Source organism: Mucilaginibacter lacusdianchii (genome assembly GCF_009770985.1).
Classification (GTDB): Bacteria; Bacteroidota; Bacteroidia; order Sphingobacteriales; family Sphingobacteriaceae; genus Mucilaginibacter; species Mucilaginibacter lacusdianchii.
In genome coordinates, this window is sequence record NZ_WSRW01000002.1 from 1,433,526 (window position 1) to 1,455,838 (window position 22,313).

30 protein-coding genes are annotated in these 22,313 nt (G+C 40.0%); 14 read left to right on the forward strand and 16 right to left on the reverse strand.

Annotated elements, in window-relative coordinates:
- Positions 1 to 92: 92 nt before the first annotated feature.
- From GPM24_RS13145 to GPM24_RS13160, 4 genes are all read right to left on the reverse strand, one after another.
- Complete coding sequence (locus tag GPM24_RS13145) at positions 93 to 437, reverse strand: hypothetical protein (RefSeq protein WP_158827192.1); 345 nt, start codon at positions 435 to 437, stop codon at positions 93 to 95.
- Between the two features lie 76 nt (positions 438 to 513).
- Positions 514 to 726 carry a hypothetical protein gene (locus GPM24_RS13150; RefSeq protein ID WP_158827193.1) on the reverse strand — a complete coding sequence of 71 codons (213 nt, stop codon included), beginning with the start codon at positions 724 to 726 and terminating at the stop codon, positions 514 to 516.
- A 2-nt stretch (positions 727 to 728) separates the two neighbouring features.
- Complete coding sequence (locus tag GPM24_RS22430) at positions 729 to 914, reverse strand: DUF4304 domain-containing protein (protein ID WP_158827194.1); 186 nt, start codon at positions 912 to 914, stop codon at positions 729 to 731.
- A gap of 141 nt (positions 915 to 1,055) precedes the next feature.
- Positions 1,056 to 1,604 (reverse strand): DUF6438 domain-containing protein, encoded by a 549-nt coding sequence (locus GPM24_RS13160; RefSeq protein WP_158827195.1) that lies wholly within the window; start codon positions 1,602 to 1,604, stop codon positions 1,056 to 1,058.
- A gap of 44 nt (positions 1,605 to 1,648) precedes the next feature.
- Here GPM24_RS13160 and GPM24_RS13165 point away from each other — a divergent pair, with 44 nt between their 5' ends.
- Together GPM24_RS13165 and GPM24_RS13170 are read left to right on the forward strand one after the other, a co-directional pair.
- Complete coding sequence (locus GPM24_RS13165; RefSeq protein WP_158827196.1) at positions 1,649 to 2,086, forward strand: hypothetical protein; 438 nt, start codon at positions 1,649 to 1,651, stop codon at positions 2,084 to 2,086.
- 53 nt (positions 2,087 to 2,139) lie between these two features.
- Complete coding sequence (locus tag GPM24_RS13170) at positions 2,140 to 2,484, forward strand: hypothetical protein (RefSeq protein ID WP_158827197.1); 345 nt, start codon at positions 2,140 to 2,142, stop codon at positions 2,482 to 2,484.
- 47 nt (positions 2,485 to 2,531) lie between these two features.
- On the opposite strand, the gene GPM24_RS13175 is transcribed toward GPM24_RS13170, so the two are convergent.
- The 5 genes from GPM24_RS13175 to GPM24_RS13195 all read right to left on the reverse strand — a co-directional run bounded on the left by GPM24_RS13175 (position 2,532) and on the right by GPM24_RS13195 (position 6,128).
- Positions 2,532 to 3,194, reverse strand: a complete 663-nt coding sequence (locus tag GPM24_RS13175; protein WP_158827198.1) for a hypothetical protein — start codon at positions 3,192 to 3,194, stop codon at positions 2,532 to 2,534.
- An 878-nt stretch (positions 3,195 to 4,072) separates the two neighbouring features.
- Positions 4,073 to 4,396, reverse strand: coding sequence for a hypothetical protein (locus GPM24_RS13180; RefSeq protein WP_158827199.1), 324 nt, complete (start codon positions 4,394 to 4,396; stop codon positions 4,073 to 4,075).
- Positions 4,397 to 4,514: 118 nt separating this feature from the next.
- Positions 4,515 to 4,934, reverse strand: coding sequence for a hypothetical protein (locus GPM24_RS13185; RefSeq protein ID WP_158827200.1), 420 nt, complete (start codon positions 4,932 to 4,934; stop codon positions 4,515 to 4,517).
- A gap of 117 nt (positions 4,935 to 5,051) precedes the next feature.
- Positions 5,052 to 5,570 carry a DUF2199 domain-containing protein gene (locus GPM24_RS13190; protein ID WP_158827201.1) on the reverse strand — a complete coding sequence of 173 codons (519 nt, stop codon included), beginning with the start codon at positions 5,568 to 5,570 and terminating at the stop codon, positions 5,052 to 5,054.
- A gap of 3 nt (positions 5,571 to 5,573) precedes the next feature.
- Positions 5,574 to 6,128, reverse strand: a complete 555-nt coding sequence (locus GPM24_RS13195; protein ID WP_158827202.1) for a hypothetical protein — start codon at positions 6,126 to 6,128, stop codon at positions 5,574 to 5,576.
- A 293-nt stretch (positions 6,129 to 6,421) separates the two neighbouring features.
- Between GPM24_RS13195 and GPM24_RS13200 the strand changes: the two genes are divergently transcribed.
- Complete coding sequence (locus GPM24_RS13200) at positions 6,422 to 6,868, forward strand: hypothetical protein (protein WP_158827203.1); 447 nt, start codon at positions 6,422 to 6,424, stop codon at positions 6,866 to 6,868.
- A gap of 451 nt (positions 6,869 to 7,319) precedes the next feature.
- On the opposite strand, the gene GPM24_RS13205 is transcribed toward GPM24_RS13200, so the two are convergent.
- The gene (locus GPM24_RS13205) at positions 7,320 to 8,312 is read right to left on the reverse strand and encodes an SDR family oxidoreductase (RefSeq protein WP_158827204.1); all 993 of its coding nucleotides are present in this window, start codon (positions 8,310 to 8,312) and stop codon (positions 7,320 to 7,322) included.
- A gap of 18 nt (positions 8,313 to 8,330) precedes the next feature.
- Positions 8,331 to 9,626 (reverse strand): nucleotide sugar dehydrogenase, encoded by a 1,296-nt coding sequence (locus GPM24_RS13210; RefSeq protein WP_158827205.1) that lies wholly within the window; start codon positions 9,624 to 9,626, stop codon positions 8,331 to 8,333.
- A 262-nt stretch (positions 9,627 to 9,888) separates the two neighbouring features.
- Between GPM24_RS13210 and GPM24_RS13215 the strand changes: the two genes are divergently transcribed.
- Both GPM24_RS13215 and GPM24_RS13220 read left to right on the forward strand, forming a co-directional pair.
- Complete coding sequence (locus GPM24_RS13215; protein ID WP_158827206.1) at positions 9,889 to 10,626, forward strand: NIPSNAP family protein; 738 nt, start codon at positions 9,889 to 9,891, stop codon at positions 10,624 to 10,626.
- A gap of 238 nt (positions 10,627 to 10,864) precedes the next feature.
- On the forward strand, positions 10,865 to 11,011 hold the full coding sequence (locus GPM24_RS13220) for a hypothetical protein (protein ID WP_158827207.1): 147 nt from the start codon (positions 10,865 to 10,867) through the stop codon (positions 11,009 to 11,011).
- Positions 11,012 to 11,035: 24 nt separating this feature from the next.
- Here the strand turns inward: GPM24_RS13220 and GPM24_RS13225 are convergent, their stop codons facing one another.
- Positions 11,036 to 11,533 carry a hypothetical protein gene (locus tag GPM24_RS13225; protein WP_158827208.1) on the reverse strand — a complete coding sequence of 166 codons (498 nt, stop codon included), beginning with the start codon at positions 11,531 to 11,533 and terminating at the stop codon, positions 11,036 to 11,038.
- 379 nt (positions 11,534 to 11,912) lie between these two features.
- On the opposite strand from GPM24_RS13225, the gene GPM24_RS13230 reads away from it, so the two are divergent.
- Together GPM24_RS13230 and GPM24_RS13235 are read left to right on the forward strand one after the other, a co-directional pair.
- A complete protein-coding gene (locus GPM24_RS13230; RefSeq protein WP_158827209.1) occupies positions 11,913 to 12,365 on the forward strand; it encodes a PA2169 family four-helix-bundle protein in 453 nt (150 codons plus the stop codon).
- A gap of 76 nt (positions 12,366 to 12,441) precedes the next feature.
- Positions 12,442 to 13,251 carry an SDR family NAD(P)-dependent oxidoreductase gene (locus tag GPM24_RS13235; RefSeq protein ID WP_158827210.1) on the forward strand — a complete coding sequence of 270 codons (810 nt, stop codon included), beginning with the start codon at positions 12,442 to 12,444 and terminating at the stop codon, positions 13,249 to 13,251.
- Between the two features lie 316 nt (positions 13,252 to 13,567).
- On the opposite strand, the gene GPM24_RS13240 is transcribed toward GPM24_RS13235, so the two are convergent.
- A complete protein-coding gene (locus GPM24_RS13240; RefSeq protein WP_158827211.1) occupies positions 13,568 to 14,860 on the reverse strand; it encodes a zinc dependent phospholipase C family protein in 1,293 nt (430 codons plus the stop codon).
- A gap of 229 nt (positions 14,861 to 15,089) precedes the next feature.
- On the opposite strand from GPM24_RS13240, the gene GPM24_RS13245 reads away from it, so the two are divergent.
- Entirely contained in the window at positions 15,090 to 15,260 is a 171-nt protein-coding gene (locus GPM24_RS13245; protein ID WP_158827212.1) for a hypothetical protein, read from the forward strand.
- 32 nt (positions 15,261 to 15,292) lie between these two features.
- Positions 15,293 to 15,442, forward strand: a complete 150-nt coding sequence (locus tag GPM24_RS13250) for a hypothetical protein (protein WP_158827213.1) — start codon at positions 15,293 to 15,295, stop codon at positions 15,440 to 15,442.
- 115 nt (positions 15,443 to 15,557) lie between these two features.
- Here the strand turns inward: GPM24_RS13250 and GPM24_RS13255 are convergent, their stop codons facing one another.
- Entirely contained in the window at positions 15,558 to 15,743 is a 186-nt protein-coding gene (locus tag GPM24_RS13255; RefSeq protein WP_158827214.1) for a CsbD family protein, read from the reverse strand.
- Between the two features lie 209 nt (positions 15,744 to 15,952).
- Here GPM24_RS13255 and GPM24_RS13260 point away from each other — a divergent pair, with 209 nt between their 5' ends.
- Positions 15,953 to 17,062: a Gfo/Idh/MocA family protein gene (locus tag GPM24_RS13260; RefSeq protein WP_158827215.1), complete on the forward strand. Its 1,110-nt coding sequence runs from the start codon at positions 15,953 to 15,955 to the stop codon at positions 17,060 to 17,062.
- Between the two features lie 311 nt (positions 17,063 to 17,373).
- On the opposite strand, the gene GPM24_RS13265 is transcribed toward GPM24_RS13260, so the two are convergent.
- Positions 17,374 to 17,937: a hypothetical protein gene (locus tag GPM24_RS13265; RefSeq protein ID WP_158827216.1), complete on the reverse strand. Its 564-nt coding sequence runs from the start codon at positions 17,935 to 17,937 to the stop codon at positions 17,374 to 17,376.
- 143 nt (positions 17,938 to 18,080) lie between these two features.
- Positions 18,081 to 19,982 (reverse strand): acetate--CoA ligase, encoded by a 1,902-nt coding sequence (gene acs, locus GPM24_RS13270; protein ID WP_158827217.1) that lies wholly within the window; start codon positions 19,980 to 19,982, stop codon positions 18,081 to 18,083.
- Positions 19,983 to 20,217: 235 nt separating this feature from the next.
- Here acs and rpmB point away from each other — a divergent pair, with 235 nt between their 5' ends.
- The 4 genes from rpmB (at position 20,218) to ftsY (ending at position 22,303) form a co-directional block, all read left to right on the forward strand.
- On the forward strand, positions 20,218 to 20,451 hold the full coding sequence (gene rpmB, locus GPM24_RS13275; RefSeq protein WP_158827218.1) for a 50S ribosomal protein L28: 234 nt from the start codon (positions 20,218 to 20,220) through the stop codon (positions 20,449 to 20,451).
- Positions 20,452 to 20,554: 103 nt separating this feature from the next.
- Positions 20,555 to 20,737 (forward strand): 50S ribosomal protein L33, encoded by a 183-nt coding sequence (gene rpmG, locus GPM24_RS13280; protein ID WP_074490316.1) that lies wholly within the window; start codon positions 20,555 to 20,557, stop codon positions 20,735 to 20,737.
- Between the two features lie 96 nt (positions 20,738 to 20,833).
- Positions 20,834 to 20,998, forward strand: a complete 165-nt coding sequence (locus GPM24_RS13285; RefSeq protein WP_158827219.1) for a DUF4295 domain-containing protein — start codon at positions 20,834 to 20,836, stop codon at positions 20,996 to 20,998.
- Between the two features lie 339 nt (positions 20,999 to 21,337).
- A complete protein-coding gene (ftsY, locus tag GPM24_RS13290; protein WP_158827220.1) occupies positions 21,338 to 22,303 on the forward strand; it encodes a signal recognition particle-docking protein FtsY in 966 nt (321 codons plus the stop codon).
- Positions 22,304 to 22,313: the final 10 nt, after the last annotated feature.

The following is a 22,313-nucleotide window of genomic DNA, read 5'->3' on the forward strand; positions in this document are numbered from 1 at the left end:
TTTGGTTCTTCCTTTATAAGTACCTGACTATACTGGTGAACTTCTAAAGAATTAGATAGGCGTTCGTTTTACTTGTACACAAGTCAAGGATACTAATCACCAGTAGTTACGGATTTGTACTTCCCATTTTGCCAGTAGTATGTTGCTGCTGCTCTTTCAAAGAAAGAAACTTGTAGTGCCTGATATTTAAGTGTGATAGTTTTCGTATCATCAGCATCCAGGTCAATATAATCGAGCTCCCCTTTTGGAACCAGTTCTAAACCCATATCAATAGGCAAGGTCGCACCCTCAATCTCATGCAACCTGATTGCTTGGTAAGCACTGCCTTCAGACTGCAACACCCATACGGCGAAGTCGTTTTTAGTATCTTCCAATATCAAAGCATAATCCAATTTATGATCTCCATTAAAGTCGGCAGATACATAATTGACTAGCATGTTTCCCCTTTTATATTGATGAAACCATAACTTTTCCCACACACTTGGCGGCGGCAGCTTCCAATCGGGTAGTCTTTTATGAAGTATGTTTAACTGTCGATGGGATATACTGTTTATAAGTTTGCTCAGTATAGGTTGGTATGGTATCTGTTACCCGAGACTGCGATTGAAGTGACATCTTCTTTATGGCTACACTATCTGTTTTTACCTGTTGATTAACCGAGTGTTCTGGTAATTGGTTACAAGCCAGTACAGAAATGAGAAACAGCCCGATTATCAATTTATTCATGATTAACTTAGATTCACAGTTAACTTAAGTCGCTGTGCTGTGGTACTCTGACTACTTTGAAGCTTGATAAAATGGGTCAGCTCGTTGATACAACGAGCATAAGTGTTGCCATTGCGCTTATATCCATACGGCCTGAGTTGCTCATCAATCTTGGCGATGATGATGTTCTTATATTGCTTGGAAGTCATCACTTGTTGAATCTGCTAAAGCTCATTTTTGTGTCTTTTGAAGATTTTATCCAGTAATCGCATTGAAGGTTCAAGTTAGCACATTTTCCTTTTACAAGTTAAGATGTTTACACCTGTTTGCAAAAGAAACGCTTGAAGCTGTTAGTACCAAGGTACTTTGTGAATAGACGTTTTAAACCGCATATTGTCTTTACTTGGCATAAGCTTAACGCGCTTATAGCTATTGGCAATCCAATACAACACCCCTCTGACATCTTTTGGCAGGCTGGCGGATTGTGCTCTAACATGCTTGGTCTTGCTTTGGTAATAAACAATCAGCTCCAGACTTTGGTCATCAACCGAGCGTTGGTATTCGTCATCAAGCTTTTCGAAGTCAATTTGATAAAGCTTATTAATGAGTGTGTCCCATAGTTGTTTGTTTATCTTACCTACAAAATATCCTTCTATACGGTCATGATTCTTATCATTAGGGCGTTGCAAAAAAGGGGTTATCGTATCTCCGTAATAATAGTAGTTAAAATCACTATCTATGCAAACGGCTGTCGGCTGACAATATCCGTAACAATGGCCTGTTGCTAATTCAACCTTGTTTATTCGAACTTTATGATGACAAGCAGCTAACAAACAGAGGCTGGTTAGCACAGCAAACAACTGCAAGCTTGCTTTAAAAGTGAAGGCTGGTAAGTTCATGGTTTACTTACCGCAATGTAGCAATCTTTCCTTATCTTCATACCATGAAGCTCCTTATCATGATTGCAGCTTTATTGATTGTCTTTCTGCCTACGTCATGGGCACAGCATCACAAGAAAGCAAAGGTCAAACAAACTAACGTAAAATTTCCACCTCCTATCATCTTCGAGTTTGATCCTTACCCAGTATCCATTGATAGTGTTAGCCAACACCTATATGAGGAGGTGATTGTAACGAGTAAAGTATATGGACTTGAAATTACGAAGAAGCACACGCTGCTTTACCTAGGTGCATCGTTTCCTATTCAGCAACTTACGGTTATTCTTATGGATGCGAATAGTAAGCGGTTAGCCAAAAATCTAAAGGGTAAAACAGTGTCTGTCACAGGCAAGCTCTTTACGGACAATGACCGGGATGATGGCAAACCTATCATGTACATCAACTTTCCTCATCTGCTAAAGATAGTTCAAAATAAATCCTAACTAAAGTATTCGATTCAGTAACGAAGCATCTTCTTATCCTAGCCTGTGTAGCCTTGTTCACTTGTAAAGCGTCAGCACAAAAAGCGGTAGTAAAGCAAGCAGATACCGCTTCATTCCATACTATTTGCGCTTCATTGTTGACAGAAGCCCATCTCAAGGTACCTCCAGTGTATTTATTAAGTGTTAAAGACCGAGAATATATCATCAGTAATAAAGCTATCAATAAAAAGATGGTAAATGTAAGCTGGATTGGTGGTATTGAACTAATTGCGACGTCTGATGAAACAACTGATGGACATGAAGTCCCACCACCAACTATCACCTTAAAGTTAAATGACAAAGAGCACCCGCAAGCATTCAACCGCCTTAAGCGTCACTTAAGGATCAACAACCTCTAAATGAGGCTACCTTAAACATCACACAGACGTTAGATGTATGGAGTTGATTATTCCCATATCCCTATGTCTGTCAGTTCATTGTTTTGTCTGAACTGAAAGTACTGTATCCAGCCGAAAATCAATGGAAGAACCATCACTATCGGTAATATCATTACCGGCATGTTTGTAAAACAGAATCCAGCAACTACAGCAACACTCAGCGCACTCAATATATAAACTATATTCTTTCTTGCAAAGACTGACTTCAAATGGGTAATGTTCACCTCATTCGCTTGTTTATACAATTCAATGGTTGATTGAAGATCCATAAGAAAGGCTTCGAACTTATCGTCATTGCAAAAGTTGTTATTTGCTCCAATCTTGAACTTCGTTTTATCAATGAAACCAAAAATAAATACCGCACCATTCTTACCCTTTTCAAGAGAATAGTATCTTAAGTCGCTAAATGGTATTCGTTTAAGCTTGTCAAGTTTTAACTCCACATAACTATCAGATAGCTGCGCAAGTCCACTCCTCTTAACCCTACCTTTGTTTAAGAAAAAAAAGAGTACACAAAAGGTGATAAGTAGTATCGGGATTACTTCAGAATACTGATTGTTCAAAAACATTAACGGCAGCAACCATAATCCCAAACCTAGTATTACGAAGAAAATCAGGAACAGTAATATATCGGCACCTTGCTTTGTATATTCAAAGCTGTATTCTCTCATGAAGTTAAAATAAGTAAACTAACATACACAAATTGACTAAGATAGCTTATGTCAAAACAAGCTACCTTGAAATACAATTAATAAGTTGCTTAACTCTTACCAGCTCAGACGATTTATCAAACTTAGGTGTAGCCTCAGAAGTCATTGGTCAAGTTGTTCACATTGGGGGCGAGACCTCGAAGAGAACCAAATTGAAACTAATTTTATACAGATGATTGCAAAAGCCGCAATTAAGAACGACGCTGACAACGCAAAATCCTTATTACGTCTAAATATAATCACATCCGGATAATTCGTTAAGCCAGTCGTGTCTTCAAGTAATCCAAATGCTGGAATGCTGCCTATCACAATGAATACAGACAGTTATGAGCACACATAAAGCAACAAGCCCTTCATCCATATATTTTTTGCTAATGATGTGTTCTTTAAGCCATATGCGAACAATGTAAAAACGCCCGTTGTTAGTAAGGCAATAATGATAATTGCCAAAAATAACATTCCTGTAGTTTGTTCTCCATCTGTTAAAGATGGAAGAAAGCTGATGATAAATATCAAACAGAAAATTACATTAAACAACGCTGCTAACTTAATATCAGATGCAATAGAACTCTTCACTCTTTAAAGTTTAAATACTTTTACTAATAGACAAGTTATATTCAATAATAATACACCTAATTTTATATAATTTACAAGGTACTACTTTTGACAAAGTGAACGATGTGTTACCGTGAAGCTAGAGTAGAGAATCAAGCAACTACATGCATAACGTATCTACTAATTAATGCGAGTACAGCTACCTTGAGCAATATGTTCAATAGCGCTTTTCACTTTTTCATCTGATGTGTGAATTGGAAGCGAGTTTTTTGAACTGTTTGCTATTATTGGTTCAATTCATTTGCCACAAGCAAAACCACAGGTGCAATAAAGCCTAAGCTAAGGAACAAATAAAATAACCGATTATCCCTATATATCATTGCATTAAGAAACATAACTATTCCTGTGCCAACCCCTATGCCAATAAGCAGAAGCCAGCCATACATTATACCCTCACCCCAAGCAATTCGTTCTCCTTCACCTATATGGCTACTTGCTTCTGCAAACCGGAAATGGAGTTTTATTTGACTGATGAGTAGCCATAGATATGCTATATAAGCAAGTATGGCTGCTAGATGTTTTTTAATGATACGCAGGATGAATTGCATGGGTTTAGGTTTTACCTTTAATACCAACGGCAAAAAAAGGTAACCTTAAAGTTAGCTGAACCTGCGAGCGAATGAATCATGTAACCTTTGTGAGAAAACAAGATTTTGGATTACTTACTTAACAAGTAGAGATAATGGCATTTTCTACGAAATCCTCATTCATATACCCTCTTACTTCATCATATTGCTTACTGTGATTGCTTAAAATTTTAAAATCGTTGTACCAGAACTCAGAATGATATAACATTTGAAAGATGAAGAATATATCACCGTTAGAGAATTCTAAAAAATAACTTGTAAGTTCATCTTCTTTAATGTTAACTATCGTAACACCATCCGACAAGCAATGATAAACTATTAAATTCCAGTCATTCGATTTGACAGGGTTATCATTTTGCATCAGTTTAAACCTTGCAGAGTCAAAGTATAAATACAAACCATTATCAAATTGAAATAGCACTTGCAGTCCATAATGCACATTGCGATTAAGTTTAGAATATATACTGACAACGTTTCTCCCTTTAATGGGTTCAATCATACTGATTTGTTTTACTTGTAGACTATAGAGTAGTAATTGGTAACATCAAAGTGAAAGTGATATACAATTTAACCAACTAACCTCAAAAAAATAGCTACAAAACTATTGTGGGCATCATTAACCACCTTTGTGCCACTCTTTAAGTATTTGTTGTACTTTGTTTAATGCTTCCTGAAATGTTATACCATGCTCCTGATCGTAGCGTAGCTGATGATCGTCTGTAACTTTAATAGCGGGTATGTAACCTACTTCGCTTTCATGCGCAATGGTTTTAAGATTTAATGTACTACCGTAAGTAGGAACCAGGGTTTGTAACCAACCGAAGTAAGGTTGTTGTTCAATGCGTTTAGGATCGTCCCACAACTCGCTCCTTAGTTCGAAGTTTGCTTTACTTATCGTTGTCCATACATTAAACGTTAAGTCTTCTTCATAATCAATGATGGGTATGGTTATGCGTCCTCTATGAAAGTAATGGTCATCAATTACACATAAGCTCTCTGACAATTCAATCCGTGCTTCACGTTCATCAGGTGGTACATCAAAATAGTAATCGGGATACTGACCGCCAAAGCATAACGGCATTTCGTCGTAAACTTGGCCACAACACGAGCAGGTAAAGGTGACGGGTGCTGACATATATCAATAAGATTCTAAAAATTCTTGTATTGCATCTTCGCTATCCAGATTCAGGATGGCGTTAGCAAGCTTTACTTGCCCTTTGGAGACCGCAATTGCAGCCAGGGCGCTTGACGCTAACTCCAGCTTCCATACTTGTTCCAGTACTGATGCTGCAAGTCCTCTTAAAGTCTGCATGGCTGTATCATAATCGCTTTTCAGTTTGCTAGGTATGAGCGTGCTGGTATTAACCCGCTGCACCTCTATAAGCGTTACAAGACCAAGCACATTCCAGTCTACCAAGCCGCTTTCTTTAGCGATTCTGACAAGATAAGGAACCGCATACAACGATGCCAAACCTATATCTCCCTGGTGGTGTAACTCGTTCCATAGTACCTGGTAAATAGGCATTGCCTGCTGCAGTGTAGCTGCTTGTTGCAATTGCCTTAAAGCAGTTGAGGCATCATAAGCTGTACCCTTATAACCCCCTTCCAGCTTTTTCCAGTTAGGATCATCTAAACTTAACAGTGGTTCGTTGAAAGGTTGATTGGGAAAAAAGTTACCGAGTAAGAATGCCATGTGAGCAAGTTTAAGACTCTAAAATAACAATTAGTAAGTTATGAATATATATAGGTTCACTTAAATTCGTGTGCTTGTAAACCAATATAGCAGCTTTTGGACTATTAGTAATCCTGTTGCTCAGTATGAATATCGGAACTGGAGTCTTCTACCTATTTGTCATTGCATATCCTTTTTCAAAGCCAATTGAGCCCCGATGGTTGGGCTCAATATTATTTTACAGTGGCGTTCTGTTAAAATGGTCTTTGATTCTATATTTGTTTATTAAGTCAATGAAAATGTTATAATACCCTATGAAGCAAGCATTCATGTATAGTTTGAAAGTATGGATAACCACCGCCTGCTTGGGTCCTTTTGTTACAGGCATTGTGCTTATCATTACTGATCCTCTAATTTACAGACTGTCTGATTTAGCTGATGCGAGCATGGTTTACACTATCATTGCAGGACTTTTTGTATGCGGCCCCGCATACGCTTTAACAGGTCTTATTGTATATTTCCTACTGGCAAAACTGAAGTCCGTTAAGCGGTTAAAGGTTTCAATAACGTTTATCACTACGGCCATAGTGCTATTGTCTTTTGCTATCGTGGACTATCACGCGCTCATCAACAGTAATTACTGGCCAAGCTTATTACCTTGGCTTGCCTGTTATTATGCTGTTACAGTTGCTGGAATTTGGTTTTATAAGGTTGAGCCTTATAAACAAACAGTAGAAGCGATAGAACACATAGGCACATGAAGCAAGCATTCACATATAGTTTTAAGGTGTAGCTGACAACTTTGTTCCTACCAATGGTTTTAGGCATCATACTATTTCGTTTAAACGCCAGTGATATATTAAGTTACTTCTATGCCCTGATTAAGGATGTTGGCATTATTGCAATTAGTGGATTGTTATTCTTCATGCTGGTTAACTTCCTCTTACTTAAAAAATCACAATCCACGGTTAAAATTAAAGCTTTACTTAGCTTACTTGCATTTGTAATAATTACAGTTGGCTATTGTAGCAGCATAACAATAACATATCTACCGCCCGACCTTTGCAACATGGCAACTTATGTTTCAGTAGCAATAGTGTCCATTTGGCTTTATAGGTTAAAAACCAGCATTCAGTCGTTATGATAAAAGCCAAAGGTGATGATTTGGCGAAAGCTACTAATGGTGCAGTTACCAAAGCAGTAAAAGCGTAATTAAATATCAGCATCACCAAAACTATCCATAGTAATTGCTAATCCTTTTTGAAACATCACATCGGGTGCATACCCAAGCAAACGCTGTGCTTTGCTAATATCGGCTATACTGTGCCGTACGTCGCCAATCCGGTCGGCGCGATGTTGTGCCTGGATGAATATTTTTTCATTTTCGGTAATTAGCGACCAAAGCTGATTAAGCGATACCTGCTCGCCGCAAGCTACATTATATACCTGGTTGATTGCAGCGTCGTTATCAACAAAAAAAGCGCGAATGTTAGCTTGAACTGCATTTTGCACAAAAGTAAAATCACGTGTTTGCTCCCCATCACCATTGATAAATGCTGGCCTGTTTTCTTTTACGGCCTGGATAAACATTGGAATTACAGCAGCATACTCACCTGCCGGACTTTGCTTTGGCCCAAAAACGTTGAAATACCGCAATCCGATAAGTTCTAAACCATATGTTTTGGCAAACACATCAGCATATAATTCATTTATATACTTGGTAACCGCATAAGGCGACAAAGGCCGCCCAATGCGTTCTTCCACCTTTGGCAGTTCCTGACTATCTCCATAAGTTGACGATGATGCCGCATAAACAAGCCGCTGCACCCTACCACTCTCTTTTACAGCACTGAGCATGTTTAAAAATCCGGTAACATTTACGGCATTGGTAGTAAGTGGATCGTTAACCGAACGAGGTACTGAACCCAGTGCTGCCTGATGACTAATGTAATCAACACCTTGCACCGCTTTGCTACAAACGTCCGCATCCCGAATGTCGCCTTCCAGCAGCTCGAAAGCCGGATGATGCTCAAACGCCAATAAATTTTTACGAAACCCGGTTGAAAAGTTATCCAGCACACGCACTTTACCTGCGCCGTACCTGAGCAGATAAGCTACGATATTAGAACCGATAAAGCCCGCTCCACCGGTTACTAGAAAGGTAAATTTGCTTAAATCACAATTATGGTAAGGGTTATCGTACATTGGTATATATTGTAAAATTTACAAACGACCGTCCACCATCGATTTATCCAGCATGCCTTTTACATCATACAACACGCCGCCATCAACCAGCAATGATTTAAAATCAAGCTCTTGAAAGTCATCATGACATACAGCCAGTATCACCGCACTGTACCGCTTTGCAGGTTGCAGGCTGTTCAGGCAATCAATACCATACTCATGCTTCACTTCGGCACAATTGGCCCAAGGATCAAAAACGGTTATATTAGCTTTATACTGTTGCAGCTCTTTGATAATATCAACCACCTTGGTATTACGCACATCAGGGCAGTTTTCTTTAAAGGTAATACCCAGAATCAGTACATCGGCACCCCACACAATAATTTCTTTCTTCACCATTAGCTTTACTACAGCGTCGGCTATATAAGCTCCCATTCCGTCATTGATACGGCGGCCGGAAAGAATAATTTCGGGATAGTAGCCAACTGAGTTAGCTTTTTGTGCCAGATAATAAGGATCAACACCAATGCAATGGCCACCTACTAAACCCGGCTTAAACGGCAAAAAATTCCATTTGGTTGAGGCTGCCTCCAATACCTCGAGTGTGTCTATCCCAAGCAGGTAAAATATTTTGGATAACTCATTTACAAAGGCAATATTGATATCGCGCTGCGCATTTTCAATCACCTTTGCTGCTTCGGCTACTTTAATAGACGGCGCAAGATGAGTACCTGCGGTAATGATAGAGCTGTATAGTTGATCTATTTGCGCACCAATTTCGGGCGTTGATCCTGATGTTACCTTTTTTATATTGGGTAAACGGCGGGTGCTGTCTCCGGGGTTAATACGCTCTGGTGAGTACCCGCAAAAAAAATCGGCATTAAAGTGAAGTCCGGAAGTTTTTTCTAAAATCGGTACACATACCTCTTCGGTACATCCGGGATAAACGGTCGATTCGTAAACTACTACATCGCCTTTTTTTAGCGCCTGCCCTACCGTTTCAGATGCTTTAAGTAAAGAGCTTAAATCTGGGTTGTTATACTGGTCTACCGGGGTAGGCACCGTAACAATAAAGATATTACAAGCTTGCAGGTAATTGCTGTCTGCTGTGAAATACACACCGCTACTACTGTTAGCCGGCATTGAAACAGCCTTTAGTTCTTCGGGACTGGTTTCGAGGGTATGATCGTTGCCGCTGTTTAGTTCGTTGATTCGGCTGGTATTGATATCAAAGCCAACAACTTTATATTTTTTACCAAATTCAACAGCCAATGGCAAGCCTACATATCCTAAACCAATAATGGCAATTGTATCAGTTTGGTTATTTACCGACATGCTTAGATTTTAATTTAAGAATGTTATATAATTTTTCTGCAGCCAGCAAACCTGCCGTTAATAACAAACCCATAATTGCTGTTATAATTATGCACTTTAAAGGGCTTATAAAAGTCCGGCGTTTCGCAACAAAGATAAACCAACATTTGTTTTAAACCCAAACCTGACGCCTTTTATAAACAATATGTAATTAACTTATAGTATAACACGACAACTAAATTACTTATTCACTTAATTTGTGTTGTAACTCTCTTATAAACCTATGAAAAACTTTAGTTTAATACTGACTCTGCTTATTGGTGTTTTGATTACAAATGTTAGGGCACAGAACTTTGGCAAGCCTTACGGCGATTATTATCAAATCCGCATTTATCATACTACAACCAAATCGCAAACCGACTCCTTAAGCAGCTATTTGCAAAACACCTATGTGCGGCAACTCCATCAATCAGGATTCAACAAAGTGGGTGTATTTTTTCCAATAGCTAATGATACCAGCGCGGATAAAAAAATAGTAATGTGGATACCTTTGAAACAGTTAAATGATGTGCATAAAATTGTTCCTGATGCAGTATTTCCGGCATATGCCCGAATGGAAAACATCCTGCTAACCGCCTTTGAAAAAGCGCCCCGCTATAAAGTTCCTACATTAAAAGGCGCGCGCGAGGAACACATTTTTGAATTAAGAAGCTATGAAAGCCCCACAGAAGAAAGATATGTTTCGAAAGTAAAAATGTTTAATACGGGTGGCGAGGTATCGCTTTTTAACCGCTTAAACTTTAATGCAGTTTTTTATGCCCATGTACTGGCAGGCAGCCGAATGCCCAACCTGATGTACATGACCAGCTTTGATAGCCAAACTGCCCGCAATGAGCACTGGAAAAACTTTTCTGATGATGCAGAATGGAAAAAACTATCTGGTGCGGCAGAATATCAAAAAAATGTTAGCAAAGCAGATATTATATTGATGCATCCTGCTGCTTACTCGGATATATATTAGCAAGTATGCTCATATATCTACCAAATACCCTTCTAACTCCATCCGCTTACTTATGTTAAAATTCAATGATTTGAGCATTGTAATTAAAGCACAGGTAAACGGATTATTTTAGCGAAAGTCTCCTTTTCAACCAACTTTGCGTACAAACCATTACCATCCAGCTAGCTTAAAAGCAGCAATATCGCCATTAACGAAACTCAATCTTAAAAATAACGTATAAGAATATATTATTTTATATATGAAGACCAAAATCAGCACTGTACTATACGTATTTGCATTAAGCTGCTTACTGAACAGTTGCTTTTTATCGCGCGATCCACATGGCCGCCGTACAGACAGAGGTCGCCGTTACCCGCATGATAAGCCACAAGACCAGCGACCTTAATTAAATTGGATGAGCTATAAAGCCTTACCTGTTGAATTGTTCGCTATTACGATAGATGTCATTGGTTCTTAGGTAAGCTAATCCCAACACTATTTCGTTCGGAAATTTCCACGATGTAGTTTTCACACCGGCAAAACCGTCCACTATTGATAAACCAGGCATAAACTCCTCATCTGTTCCATCAAACATTAAAGGGAAATCAGGATTTTCTGAGTGCTTAGCACGGCTAGTGCGTATTTGCGCTAATGCTTGTTCCCGATATTCTTTTATATCAGCTTGCACTAACGTTATAAATGCTGAGTAGTTTAATACCCTCTTATTAGCTTTATTATACTGATTGAACAGCTTTTCGGCTAAACCTAAATCTTTACGATTAAGATCCGAAGAACCTTTTAATCCATGAGCTTCAACATATTCCACAAACCCGTTCCAGTAAGCCCTGTCCTCTTTAGTAATTTTTACCTGCGCAGAAACACAGTAGGCAAATAAAATAAAAATTGCGGTAATAATTGTTTTGATCATGGCTGTGAGTTTAGGTGTCATTAAATCAATATCCTAAATCAACATTAGAATATCGTTTTAATTATTTTTGTTTCGATAGACAATATAGATATAAAAAATATTATGAAAAGAATATATTTTATATTACATAATACTATAACTTAACTATCTCAAAAAGCAATTTTATATCACAAAACAACACTTCATTTACAATTAATATATCTACCAAATGATGCCGAAAAATAAGTTTATAAATACGTTAAGACATAATTAACTCAGTCATCATATAAACCAGATAATATTATTAAAACGAATAAAATAATACGAGATGCCTCAAATTAAAAAACGCAAAACATTCCTTGTAGTTAAGAGTTTATAATCCATATTAAAACATTTAACTATGGAAACCTTTGAAAAATCAGCTGAATTAGTAAATAACTTAATCGAATTGAATAATGACCGTAATGACGGTTTCGAAAAAGCCTTGAAAGATTTGGGCGATGGAGATGCCGACTTAAAATCATTGTTTGAATATTATAGCCAGCAAAGCCGCCGATTTTCACAAGAATTAACTGCAGTAGCTGCGCAAAGCGGTGCAGATACTACTACCGGCAATAGCGTTAGCGGCACTTTACACCGTGCCTGGATCGACGTAAAATCATTATTTACTGGTGGCGACCGCGAATCAATTTTGAATGAGTGCGAACGTGGTGAAGACACTATCAAAAAGGCTTATAAAGAAGCTTTGGAAGATGGCGGCTTAACTTCGGCAGCAGTACAGGTTGTTTCTGCACAATCGCAAGAAATTAACCAGGCTCATGACCGTATCAAAGCCCTGCGTGACGCGCAATAATTTAGTATAACTAAAAGTACCTTATAGTTTACTGACCGCCTCTTAATAGGGGCGGTCAGTTTATTTTACAGATATTATGAACTTACAAATAAAAGATAAAGTAGCTGTAATTACTGGTGCCGATTCGGGTATAGGATTAGCTACCGCCAAGCTTTTGGCAGCCGAAGGTGTACATATCGTATTATCAGATATTAATCAAGACGGCTTAGAAAAAGCCGCCAACCAGGTACGCCCTCACGCAGCGGGCAGTCGTATAGAAGCGGTTGCCGCTAACATAGATAGCAACGAAAGCGTATTGCAATTGGCCGAAAGTGTACAGCAAAGCTTTGGCGGAGCCAACATTTTAATTAACTGTGCAGGCGCCCGTGGCGCAGCCGGCGATTTTTTGAGCTTGACCGATGATGACTGGATGCAAACCATCAATACTGATTTGATGGGAGCCGTACGTGTATGCCGTGCCTTTATCCCACAATTGCAGCAAAAAGGCTGGGGCCGTGTTGTGCTGATATCGTCTGAAAATGCTTATCAGCCTTATGAGGAAGAAAGTCCTTACAATGCCTGTAAAGCCGGTATTATCAATTTGTCTAAATGCCTGTCCAGAGCTTACTCAAAAGATCGCCTGCTATTCAACTGTGTGTCGCCAGCTTATATAGAAACCCCGATGACCAACGCCATGATGGATGAACTGGCCCAGCAAAGAAACAGTAACCGCGAAGAGGCTGTTGAATGGTTTTTGAAAAACAAGCGACCTAATATCACTGTCGGTCGTCGTGGAAAACCAGAGGAAGTGGCCGCCGTAATTGCTTTTCTAGTATCCGAACAAGCCAGTTTTGTAAATGGCAGTAACTACCGGGTTGATGGCGGGTCAGTTGAATCGGCTTTTTAACTAAAATGGAACGGTAATTGCAACACTATCAATAACTAAACAAAACCGTTATGGCAGCTACTAAAGGAAAAAAGGAATCGTGTTGGGAAGGTTACGAAAAGAAGGGAACCAAAGAAAAGAACGGCAAAACCGTTCCAAACTGCGTAAAATCTTCAAAAAAGAAAGATTGATAATTTAACATTATAAAAACGCCCTGCATAATTATTATGCAGGGCATTTTTGATTATATAATTCAGTAACCGGTCCAGTAATCAATTAAAAGCTAGTGGTTTTATTAGCCAGGTTGCTATGGAGGCTCTTACATCCAATTTAACAATTACTGCTGCACATTATCTTTAGCAGAATTATTCATAGCGTTTTCTGTCACATTGTATGATTGAATTTGCTGCAAAGCCAATTTAAAATCCGGCACCTTCTCTGGCGACTCTTTAAATAAACTGTGCAGATCTGCGTAGCGGTAATATTGTACGATATGTTGCTGCAATGCGGGCGACATGTATTGCATACCATTCTTTTGCAAATCAGACACTAATCTGCAATAGGTTTCATCAGCCAAACGATAGTCGCCATAAGCTGCTAACTCGCCGGTATCAAAATTTATATCGGGTATACGTAACCGGCCGGCATTTACCTGGCGCAGAGCATCACCATACTTTGATACAATAGTATCAAAAACAGCCACAAAACGCTTTTCGCCTTCAACACCCGGGTATACAAACTTTAAGTTTTTAAGCGGACCAATTTTAGGCGCAATTTTAATAATGAATGCCAATGCACGTGCCTTAAAATCGGGCCGGTTACTTTTACCGCCAAACTCTTCATTGTACATGCGGCGGGCCATTTTGTATCGAAACGTTTTGCTTTTGGCTGCAGCATTAGTTTTGATGATGTCGTCTTTTTTAGATTTCCATGCCTGCTTGGTCATGGCCGGAAACAAATTTTTAACGCCCCAGCGCAGCATGCCAATATTAGATGAAAAGTTTTTAAAATAGGTATGCATGTCCTGCCCGTAAGTTTTCTGGAAAGCCCTTTCCAGCGGCGGAGTGGCAATGTTAAATCCAATAAAATCATGATAAGCAACCGTTGCGTAATTGCTGCGGCCTACTTGTACCACATCATACGCAAACTCCATACGGCTGTGCGAGGTGTGATCTTCTTCGTAAGTAACCACATTACCAAATTTTTGACGCAATTCGGGATATAACCTTGGCACCGTTACGTTGGTAGCCATAGAGTGTCCGTATTTATCGGCAATGTAATGAGAAAGTGCACCTAAGGCAAAAGCGTACTCATCTAAATTTTGAGCTTCTTCAATCAGGTTTATGATAAAGTCGCCGCTGCGTACATAATGGAGCAAATCGGTAAACTGCGAATTTCCACCGGGCATATAACCAATGTCGGCTACCAGGCTGCCGCCATAAGCATAAGAGTGTGCTTTGATTAAATCCTGCAAAGTAACACTGGGATACTTTTTTTTAAGGATGGGCACCATAGTACGTTCCCACTCCGCATCAATAATAGCTTCGTGCGCCAGTATAGAGAAAGCGCTGGACGACAAAGGAAGAAACAACGAAAGGAGTACAAATAATTTTAAAATTTTCAAACGCATAAGTAGTATCAGCAAACGATATATGGCACAACATCAAATGATACTGATGTGTTTGCACCAGACCATTTACGTATAACAATACAGCTTGGTTGCAAAACGCAGGTTACATGCAACGATTAATTTTTTGCGGTGTTTTGCAGATCAAAAACAGGCTAAAACCGGACATTATTTGCGATAAACAATAATTGGCATGCTGCCCGTAATTAAAGATCAACCCATTCGCTTATTCATGAAAAAATTAATACTCACCGTAATTTGCGGGTGCATGGCTACTTTTGCCCTGGCCCAAACGCTCTCCGGCACTGCAACCGTGAAAGGCATAGTAACCGACTCGGCAAAAAACGCTCTACTAGGTTATATCACCATAGCCATCAAAGATGCTGCAACGCAAAGCCGATAACAAGAGGACTCACAAAAGAAGATGGTTCGTTTTTGTTACAGGTACCCGAATCGGGCACTTATCAACTTAGTGTAAACGCCGTAGGTTACCAGCTTAAAATCATCAAAGTGCCCGCCTTTACCGACAAGGATAAACCAGTTGCCGATTTGGGTAAAATTGCACTACAGGCGGTATCAAATTGATTGATTAAACCAATTTGTATTCAGCGTAGGTTGTTTTGCCTTTCTCAAACTGTTTCAACCCATTAAAAAACTAATCAACAAAAAAGGCCCGGCTGTATGCCGGACCTTTTTTTGTTTACAAACTGTTAATCCATTTCACCAACTCGTCTCGGGTTTTACCGGTTTTTTGTTGGAGCTTGCCTAACATCTCGTCGTCTTTACCTTCTTCGTGAGTTAAATCGTCTTCGGTTAAATCGCCATAGGCTTGTTTAATTTTACCTTTCAGTTCGTTCCAACCGCCTTTTATTTCTAGCTTATCCATAATCGTATTATTTAAGTTATTAGTATAACAGGATAGAACGCGTTTGGTTTGCGGTTCGCAATCAGGGGCTGGAAAAATGAAGGTTGATCCCTATATATCTGATGGGCTTGTGTCAGCACATTATTACAAACTTAAGAGTGCGTATTAATAGGCTTTAATGTAATTAAACTTACCTTTATTTTTATTATTCAAGCGCCTTAAAAATTGCCATGAAAAACCAATTACACCATTTATCATCTTTCACCAAAAAGCTAACCGCAATCTTAACCTTACTGCTCTGCTTTACTTTAAGCAGCTTTGCCCAAAAGTTACAGGTAGTTGTGGCCGGTTTAAACCACGATCATATTTACAACATTCTGCAAGCCTACAAAAAGGGGGAGGTAGACATTATCGGCGTAGCCGAGCCTAATAAAAAACTGTGGACTAAATTTGGCAAACAATACAACCTGCCCGAATCGGTTTTTTATACCGACTTAAAAACGGCTTTGCAAGGTAAAAAGCCTGATGCGGTTTTGGGCTACAATGAAGTAGGCCGTCACCTGGATGTGGTAAAAGTTTGCGCGCCATTGCACATACCGGTTATGGTTGAAAAACCGTTGGCGGCTACATTGGAGCAGGCCCAACAAATTGAACAACTGGCCAACAAGTATCAGGTAAAAGTGCTTACTAATTACGAAACCACCTGGTATGCCTCATTCCATGATATTTACCGCACACTGAACACTGACAGCATTGGTTCAATAAAAAAGTTAGTGGTACACGATGGTCACGAAGGCCCTAAAGAACTGGGCTGTAGCCAGGAATTTTTACAATGGCTTACCGACCCGGTTTTAAACGGCGCAGGTGCCCTGAATGATTTTGGCTGCTACGGTGCCGACCTGATGACCTGGATTATGAAAGGCCAGAAACCTATTGCCGTTACCGCCGTAACCCGCCACTACAAACCAGCCGTATATCCTAAGGTAGATGATGATGCTACTGTTATTTTAGAATATCCCGGTGCCACTGGTCTGATTGAAGCCTCGTGGAACTGGCCCTACTCTATCAAAGATATGGAAGCTTTTGGCGAAAACGGCTACCTGCACGCACTGGACGGCAAAAACATCTTCAGCCGCAAACGCAACGGCCAGCCTAACAGCAAACAAGCTGCTCCGCTGCAAGCACCTTACCATGATCCGATTGCTTATTTAACCGCTGTATTACAGAATAAGATTACTGCGGGTGATGATCTTTCATCTCTGAAATACAATATGATTGTGATGCAGATACTAGATGCGGCTAAGCGTTCGGCTGCGAGCGGGAAGCGGGTGGTGTTGTAAATTCATTAACGTAGGGTCCTCTGTCTAGAGGCTCTGTTAAGACAAAAACTTTACCCTTCCGTCATGCCTAATTTGTTTCGGCATCCCATAGGACAGGTTGACCAGCATGTTACCTACTTTGCACTTGGGATGCTGAAAGAGGTTCAGTATGACTGGAGATAGTTAGTCATATTATTTTTAAACGTTACAGAGAATATATACAACTTATTTATAAAAAGACGGGGGGCTTCATATGAAGCCTCCCGTCTTTTTATAATCGCACCTGTTAATTCATTCTTCGAGTCCCCATATTAACACAGAGAATAAACGCACTAGAAAGCTCTTGTTGATGCATGCTTATTGTTTAGAGCAACTGTTAGCGTATCTTGCCATTTCTCGCATTCCGACTGCAGATGTTTTGCCAACGGTCTATCAAATTGTTTGTTATAAAATAATAACTCGTAAGCTGAGTTATGTACATCATTTAAAAGCAATTTAAGCTTTATAGTATTAATTGTTTCTGATACGTGTCGGTGATGATGGTGATAATGTGTACTAGTGTTTACATCTACTATAATCTGGCTACGTAGTATATCATTATAACTTACAATTTTATGGGTTACAACAGTGGAGCTAATACCCTTATTTTTTTGCTTAGCTAAAGCAATTTCTGCTTGGGAAAGTTGCATACCAAACATAAACTGCTTTGTAGTATCATCTATAGCAATAAAGCAGGTGCCATTAGGTTGAATAAATAATTTATCAGGTTTGAAATTGGGATTAGTGGAAGCTAAATTGCGGAATTGTTTTTTAGCCAATCTGCTCACTCCAAATTTTTTAATCCCTTGCCAAATACCTAATGCAATTGCAATTGCGAATAATATTAAGATGAACATCTTATTAAATCAAAACTTGACAAAAACGTCCAGTAAAATACTTTGTTATTAAAAAATATATACTATTTCTTATCAATAAACAAGGCGCCTTTTCGGAGAGGCCTTACCTGTTGACTATATAATTCCATTCCGTTCAGACAACCTCACAACACCCCTTCCTTAATCTCTTCCACCACACCCGGATCTAACAGCGTACTGGTATCGCCCAGATTACTGGTGTCACCCTCGGCTATCTTACGCAGTATGCGGCGCATAATTTTGCCGGAACGGGTTTTGGGGAGGCCGGTTACAAACTGAATTTTATCGGGCTTGGCAATAGGGCCAATAATGCGCGATACCGTCATCAAGATATCCTTGCGGGTAAGTTCGTCGTTTTCGTGCTTGTCGGGGCAAATCACAAAAGCGTATACGCCCTGTCCTTTAATTTCGTGCGGGTAGCCTACCACCGCCGACTCCACCACACTGCTGTGCATGTTAATGGCATTCTCTACCTCGGCTGTGCCAATACGGTGACCTGATACGTTAAGCACGTCATCTACCCGGCCGGTAATGCGGTAGTAACCGTCTTCATCACGCAGGCAGCCGTCGCCGGTAAAGTACATATTCTCGTAGGTAGAGAAATAGGTTTGGCGGCAGCGCTCATGGTCGCCATAGGTAGTGCGCAGCATACCTGGCCACGGGAATTTGATACACAAGTTACCGCTCACGCCATTGCCTTCAATCTCTTTACCGTTCTCATCAACCAATATGGGCTGTACACCCGGCAACGGCAAGCTGGCGTAGCCCGGCTTCAAAGGCGTTACGTTGGCAATAGGCGATATCATGAAACCACCGGTTTCGGTTTGCCACCACGTATCTACAATGGGGCATTCGCCGTGACCTATATTCTCGTCAAACCAGTGCCAGGCCTCTTCATTCAGCGGCTCCCCTACCGAACCTAATTTGGTTAATGAACTTAAATCTTTGTTATTTAAAAAATCAGGCCCATAGCTCATCAGCGAACGGATAGCCGTAGGTGCCGTATATAAAATGTTAACTTTATGCTTTTCTACAATGTCCCACAACCGACCGGCATCGGGCCAGGTAGGCACGCCCTCAAACATCAGCGCAGTAGCGCCCTGGCTCAGCGGACCGTAAACTATGTAGGAGTGGCCGGTTATCCAGCCAATATCTGCCGTACAGAAATATACCTCATCTGCTTGGTACTGGAACGCGGTATCAAACGTATAACCTGTAAACACCATATAACCACCACAGGTATGCACCACCCCCTTAGGCTTGCCTGTTGAACCAGATGTATACAGGATGAACAGCATATCTTCGGCATCCATTTCTTCGGCCGGGCATTCGGGATTGCCTTGAGTTTCTACTTTCTTAATTTCATCCTCCCACCATACATCACGGCCTTTAATCATGCTTACGGGCGTATGGCTGCGGGTTAACACAATCACTCGTTTTACTGACGGGCATTGTACCAGCGCATCATCAATCACCGATTTTAACGGCAAATCTTTATTACCACGGTACCCACCATCAGCTGTAATTACTACATTACACTGCGCATCCTGAATACGGTCGGCAATCGATTGTGCTGAAAAGCCACCAAAAATCACCGAATGCACAGCACCAATACGGGCACAAGCCAGTACAGCAATCGTTAGTTCGGGAATCATGGGCATATATATGCAAATGCGGTCGCCTTTTTTTGCACCGTTGTTTTTCAGTACGTTGGCAAACTGGCATACCTTATCGTGCAGTTGTTTGTAAGTAAGCACACGGTGCGCCTCGGTAGGGTCGTTTGGCTCCCAGATGATGGCCGGGCGGTTGCCGATGGTATCCAAATGGCGATCTAAACAATTTTCGGTGATATTTAGCTTAGCGCCCTGGAACCATTTTATATTTGGTTCTTTGAAATTCCATTCCAGCGTTTTGTCCCATTTTTTTCGCCAGTAAAAGGTATCGGCCACGTTATCCCAAAACTGTTCGGGTTGTTCTACGCTTTGCTGATACACTTTTTGATATTCTTCAAAAGAGGTGATTTTCATAATAATTATTGTAGGTTATAAAGGCGGCGGTAATATAGAAGTTTTAGCGGTAAACAATCAAATGAAAGCCTATTTTTCATAAAAACGTGACGTTAAATTCCGTCTTTAAAGACCAACTAGCCCGAGGTTAAAAATTATTTGAAAATTTTTGAAGGCACTATTGAATTATTGACTTAATTTTCTGATATTTGCAAACTCTTTTTGGAAAAAGAGAAACACTTAAAAAAGTTTTGTCATGTCAAGAATTTGTGATTTAACAGGAAAAAGCCCGATGAACGGCCACAACGTTTCTAATTCAAACGTAAAGACCAAACGTAAGTTTTATCCTAACTTAAAGATCAAGAAGTTTTATATCCCTGAAGAAGATAAATGGATTACGCTGAAAGTTTCTACTTCAGCCGTTAAAACCATCAGCAAAAATGGTATAACTGCTTGTATCAATAAATTTGTAAAAAAAGGATATATATAGTAGACCGTTAAGTAAGTTAATTCAGTTATAGAGTTAATTAAGAAATTGCTTCTTAATCTCTAGTAACAGATTCATTGACTGACTAACATAATAACTCAAGAAAATGGCAAAAAAAGGCAACAGAGTTCAAGTAATATTGGAGTGCACCGAGCATAAAGAGAGCGGTATGCCAGGTATGTCTCGTTACATTACCACCAAGAACAAAAAGAATACAACCGAGCGTTTAGAATTGAAAAAATTCAACCCGGTATTACGTAAAGTAACCGTTCATAAAGAAATTAAGTAATCTGGTTGTTGGTTGATTAGTTGATTGAGTTAAGTAGTTGATTTTTGTCTGTTACTCACTCATTCAGTCAGTCCATAACTCAAACATTAACAAACAATGGCAAAGAAAGTAGTTGCAACCCTGAAAACCGGTAAAGGTAAAGAGTACTCTAAAGTGATTACTATGATTAAGTCGCCTAAAACTGGTGCTTATTCATTCAAAGAATTAATCGTACATAACGACCACGTTAAAGACGCGCTTAACGAAGCAAAAGCACAGTAATCTGTACTCGGTAAAAAATATTGAAGCCACCTTGAAGCCAAGGGGGCTTTTTTTATGGCCACTCCCAATCCCTCCCCGGTAGGGAGAACTTAAAATAAAAGCTGTCATCTCGAACGATAGTGAGAGATCTTTTGGAATAAACAGGTTAACTAATTCCTTTTAAAAGATTTTTTGTTATCACTCGAAATGACAGATTAGGCAGGCTCGAAGTGATAACTGAAACAAACATTTATCATAGCATATTCATTATTCCATCCGTAAGCGCTAGCCTTTAGGCTATTGCAGGGCTTTTACTTATATTTGCACATAAGCACATCCAACAATCTGCACATCTGAAACATGGGATTATTTGATTTTTTCAAGAAAAAAGAAGCAACACCGCAACAACAAGAGGCACTGGACACTGGCTTGGAGAAAACTAAAGACAGCTTTTTTTCCAAAATAACCAAGGCCATTGCGGGTAAATCTACCGTTGATGATGATGTACTGGATGATCTGGAAGAAATTCTGGTAACTTCGGATGTAGGGGTGACAACTACCCTTAAGATTATTGAACGCATACAAGAGCGGGTAGCCCGCGATAAGTACGTAAGCACATCAGAACTAAACAATCTGCTGCGCGACGAGATACAGCAACTGCTGGCCGAAAACAACAGCAACGATTTTAATAGCTTTGAATACGGCAGCCATAAGCCATACGTAATTATGGTGGTAGGTGTTAACGGTGTAGGCAAAACCACCACCATCGGCAAGCTTGCCCATCAGCTTAAACAAGCAGGTAACCAAGTAGTACTAGGTGCGGCTGACACCTTCCGTGCCGCAGCGGTTGACCAGATAAAACTTTGGGGCGAGCGTGTTAGCGTACGTGTAGTGGCGCAGGCCATGGGGTCAGACCCAGCTTCGGTAGCTTACGATACCCTGCGTTCGGCCGTATCTAACAACGACGATGTGGCTATTATTGACACTGCCGGCCGTTTGCACAACAAGGTAGGTTTGATGAATGAGCTTACCAAAATTAAAAACGTAATGCAAAAGGTAGTTCCCGGGGCTCCGCACGAAATTTTGCTGGTACTGGATGCATCAACCGGTCAAAATGCTATTGAGCAGTGTAAACAGTTTACGGAAGCTACTGCGGTAAATGCCCTGGCATTAACCAAGCTGGATGGTACTGCTAAAGGCGGTGTGGTAATCGGTATATCCGACCAGTTTAAAATACCGGTAAAATACATTGGCGTGGGCGAAGGCATGAACGATTTGCAGTTATTTGACCGCAAAGCCTTTGTGGATTCATTGTTTAAAAAATAACTAGTCCTTT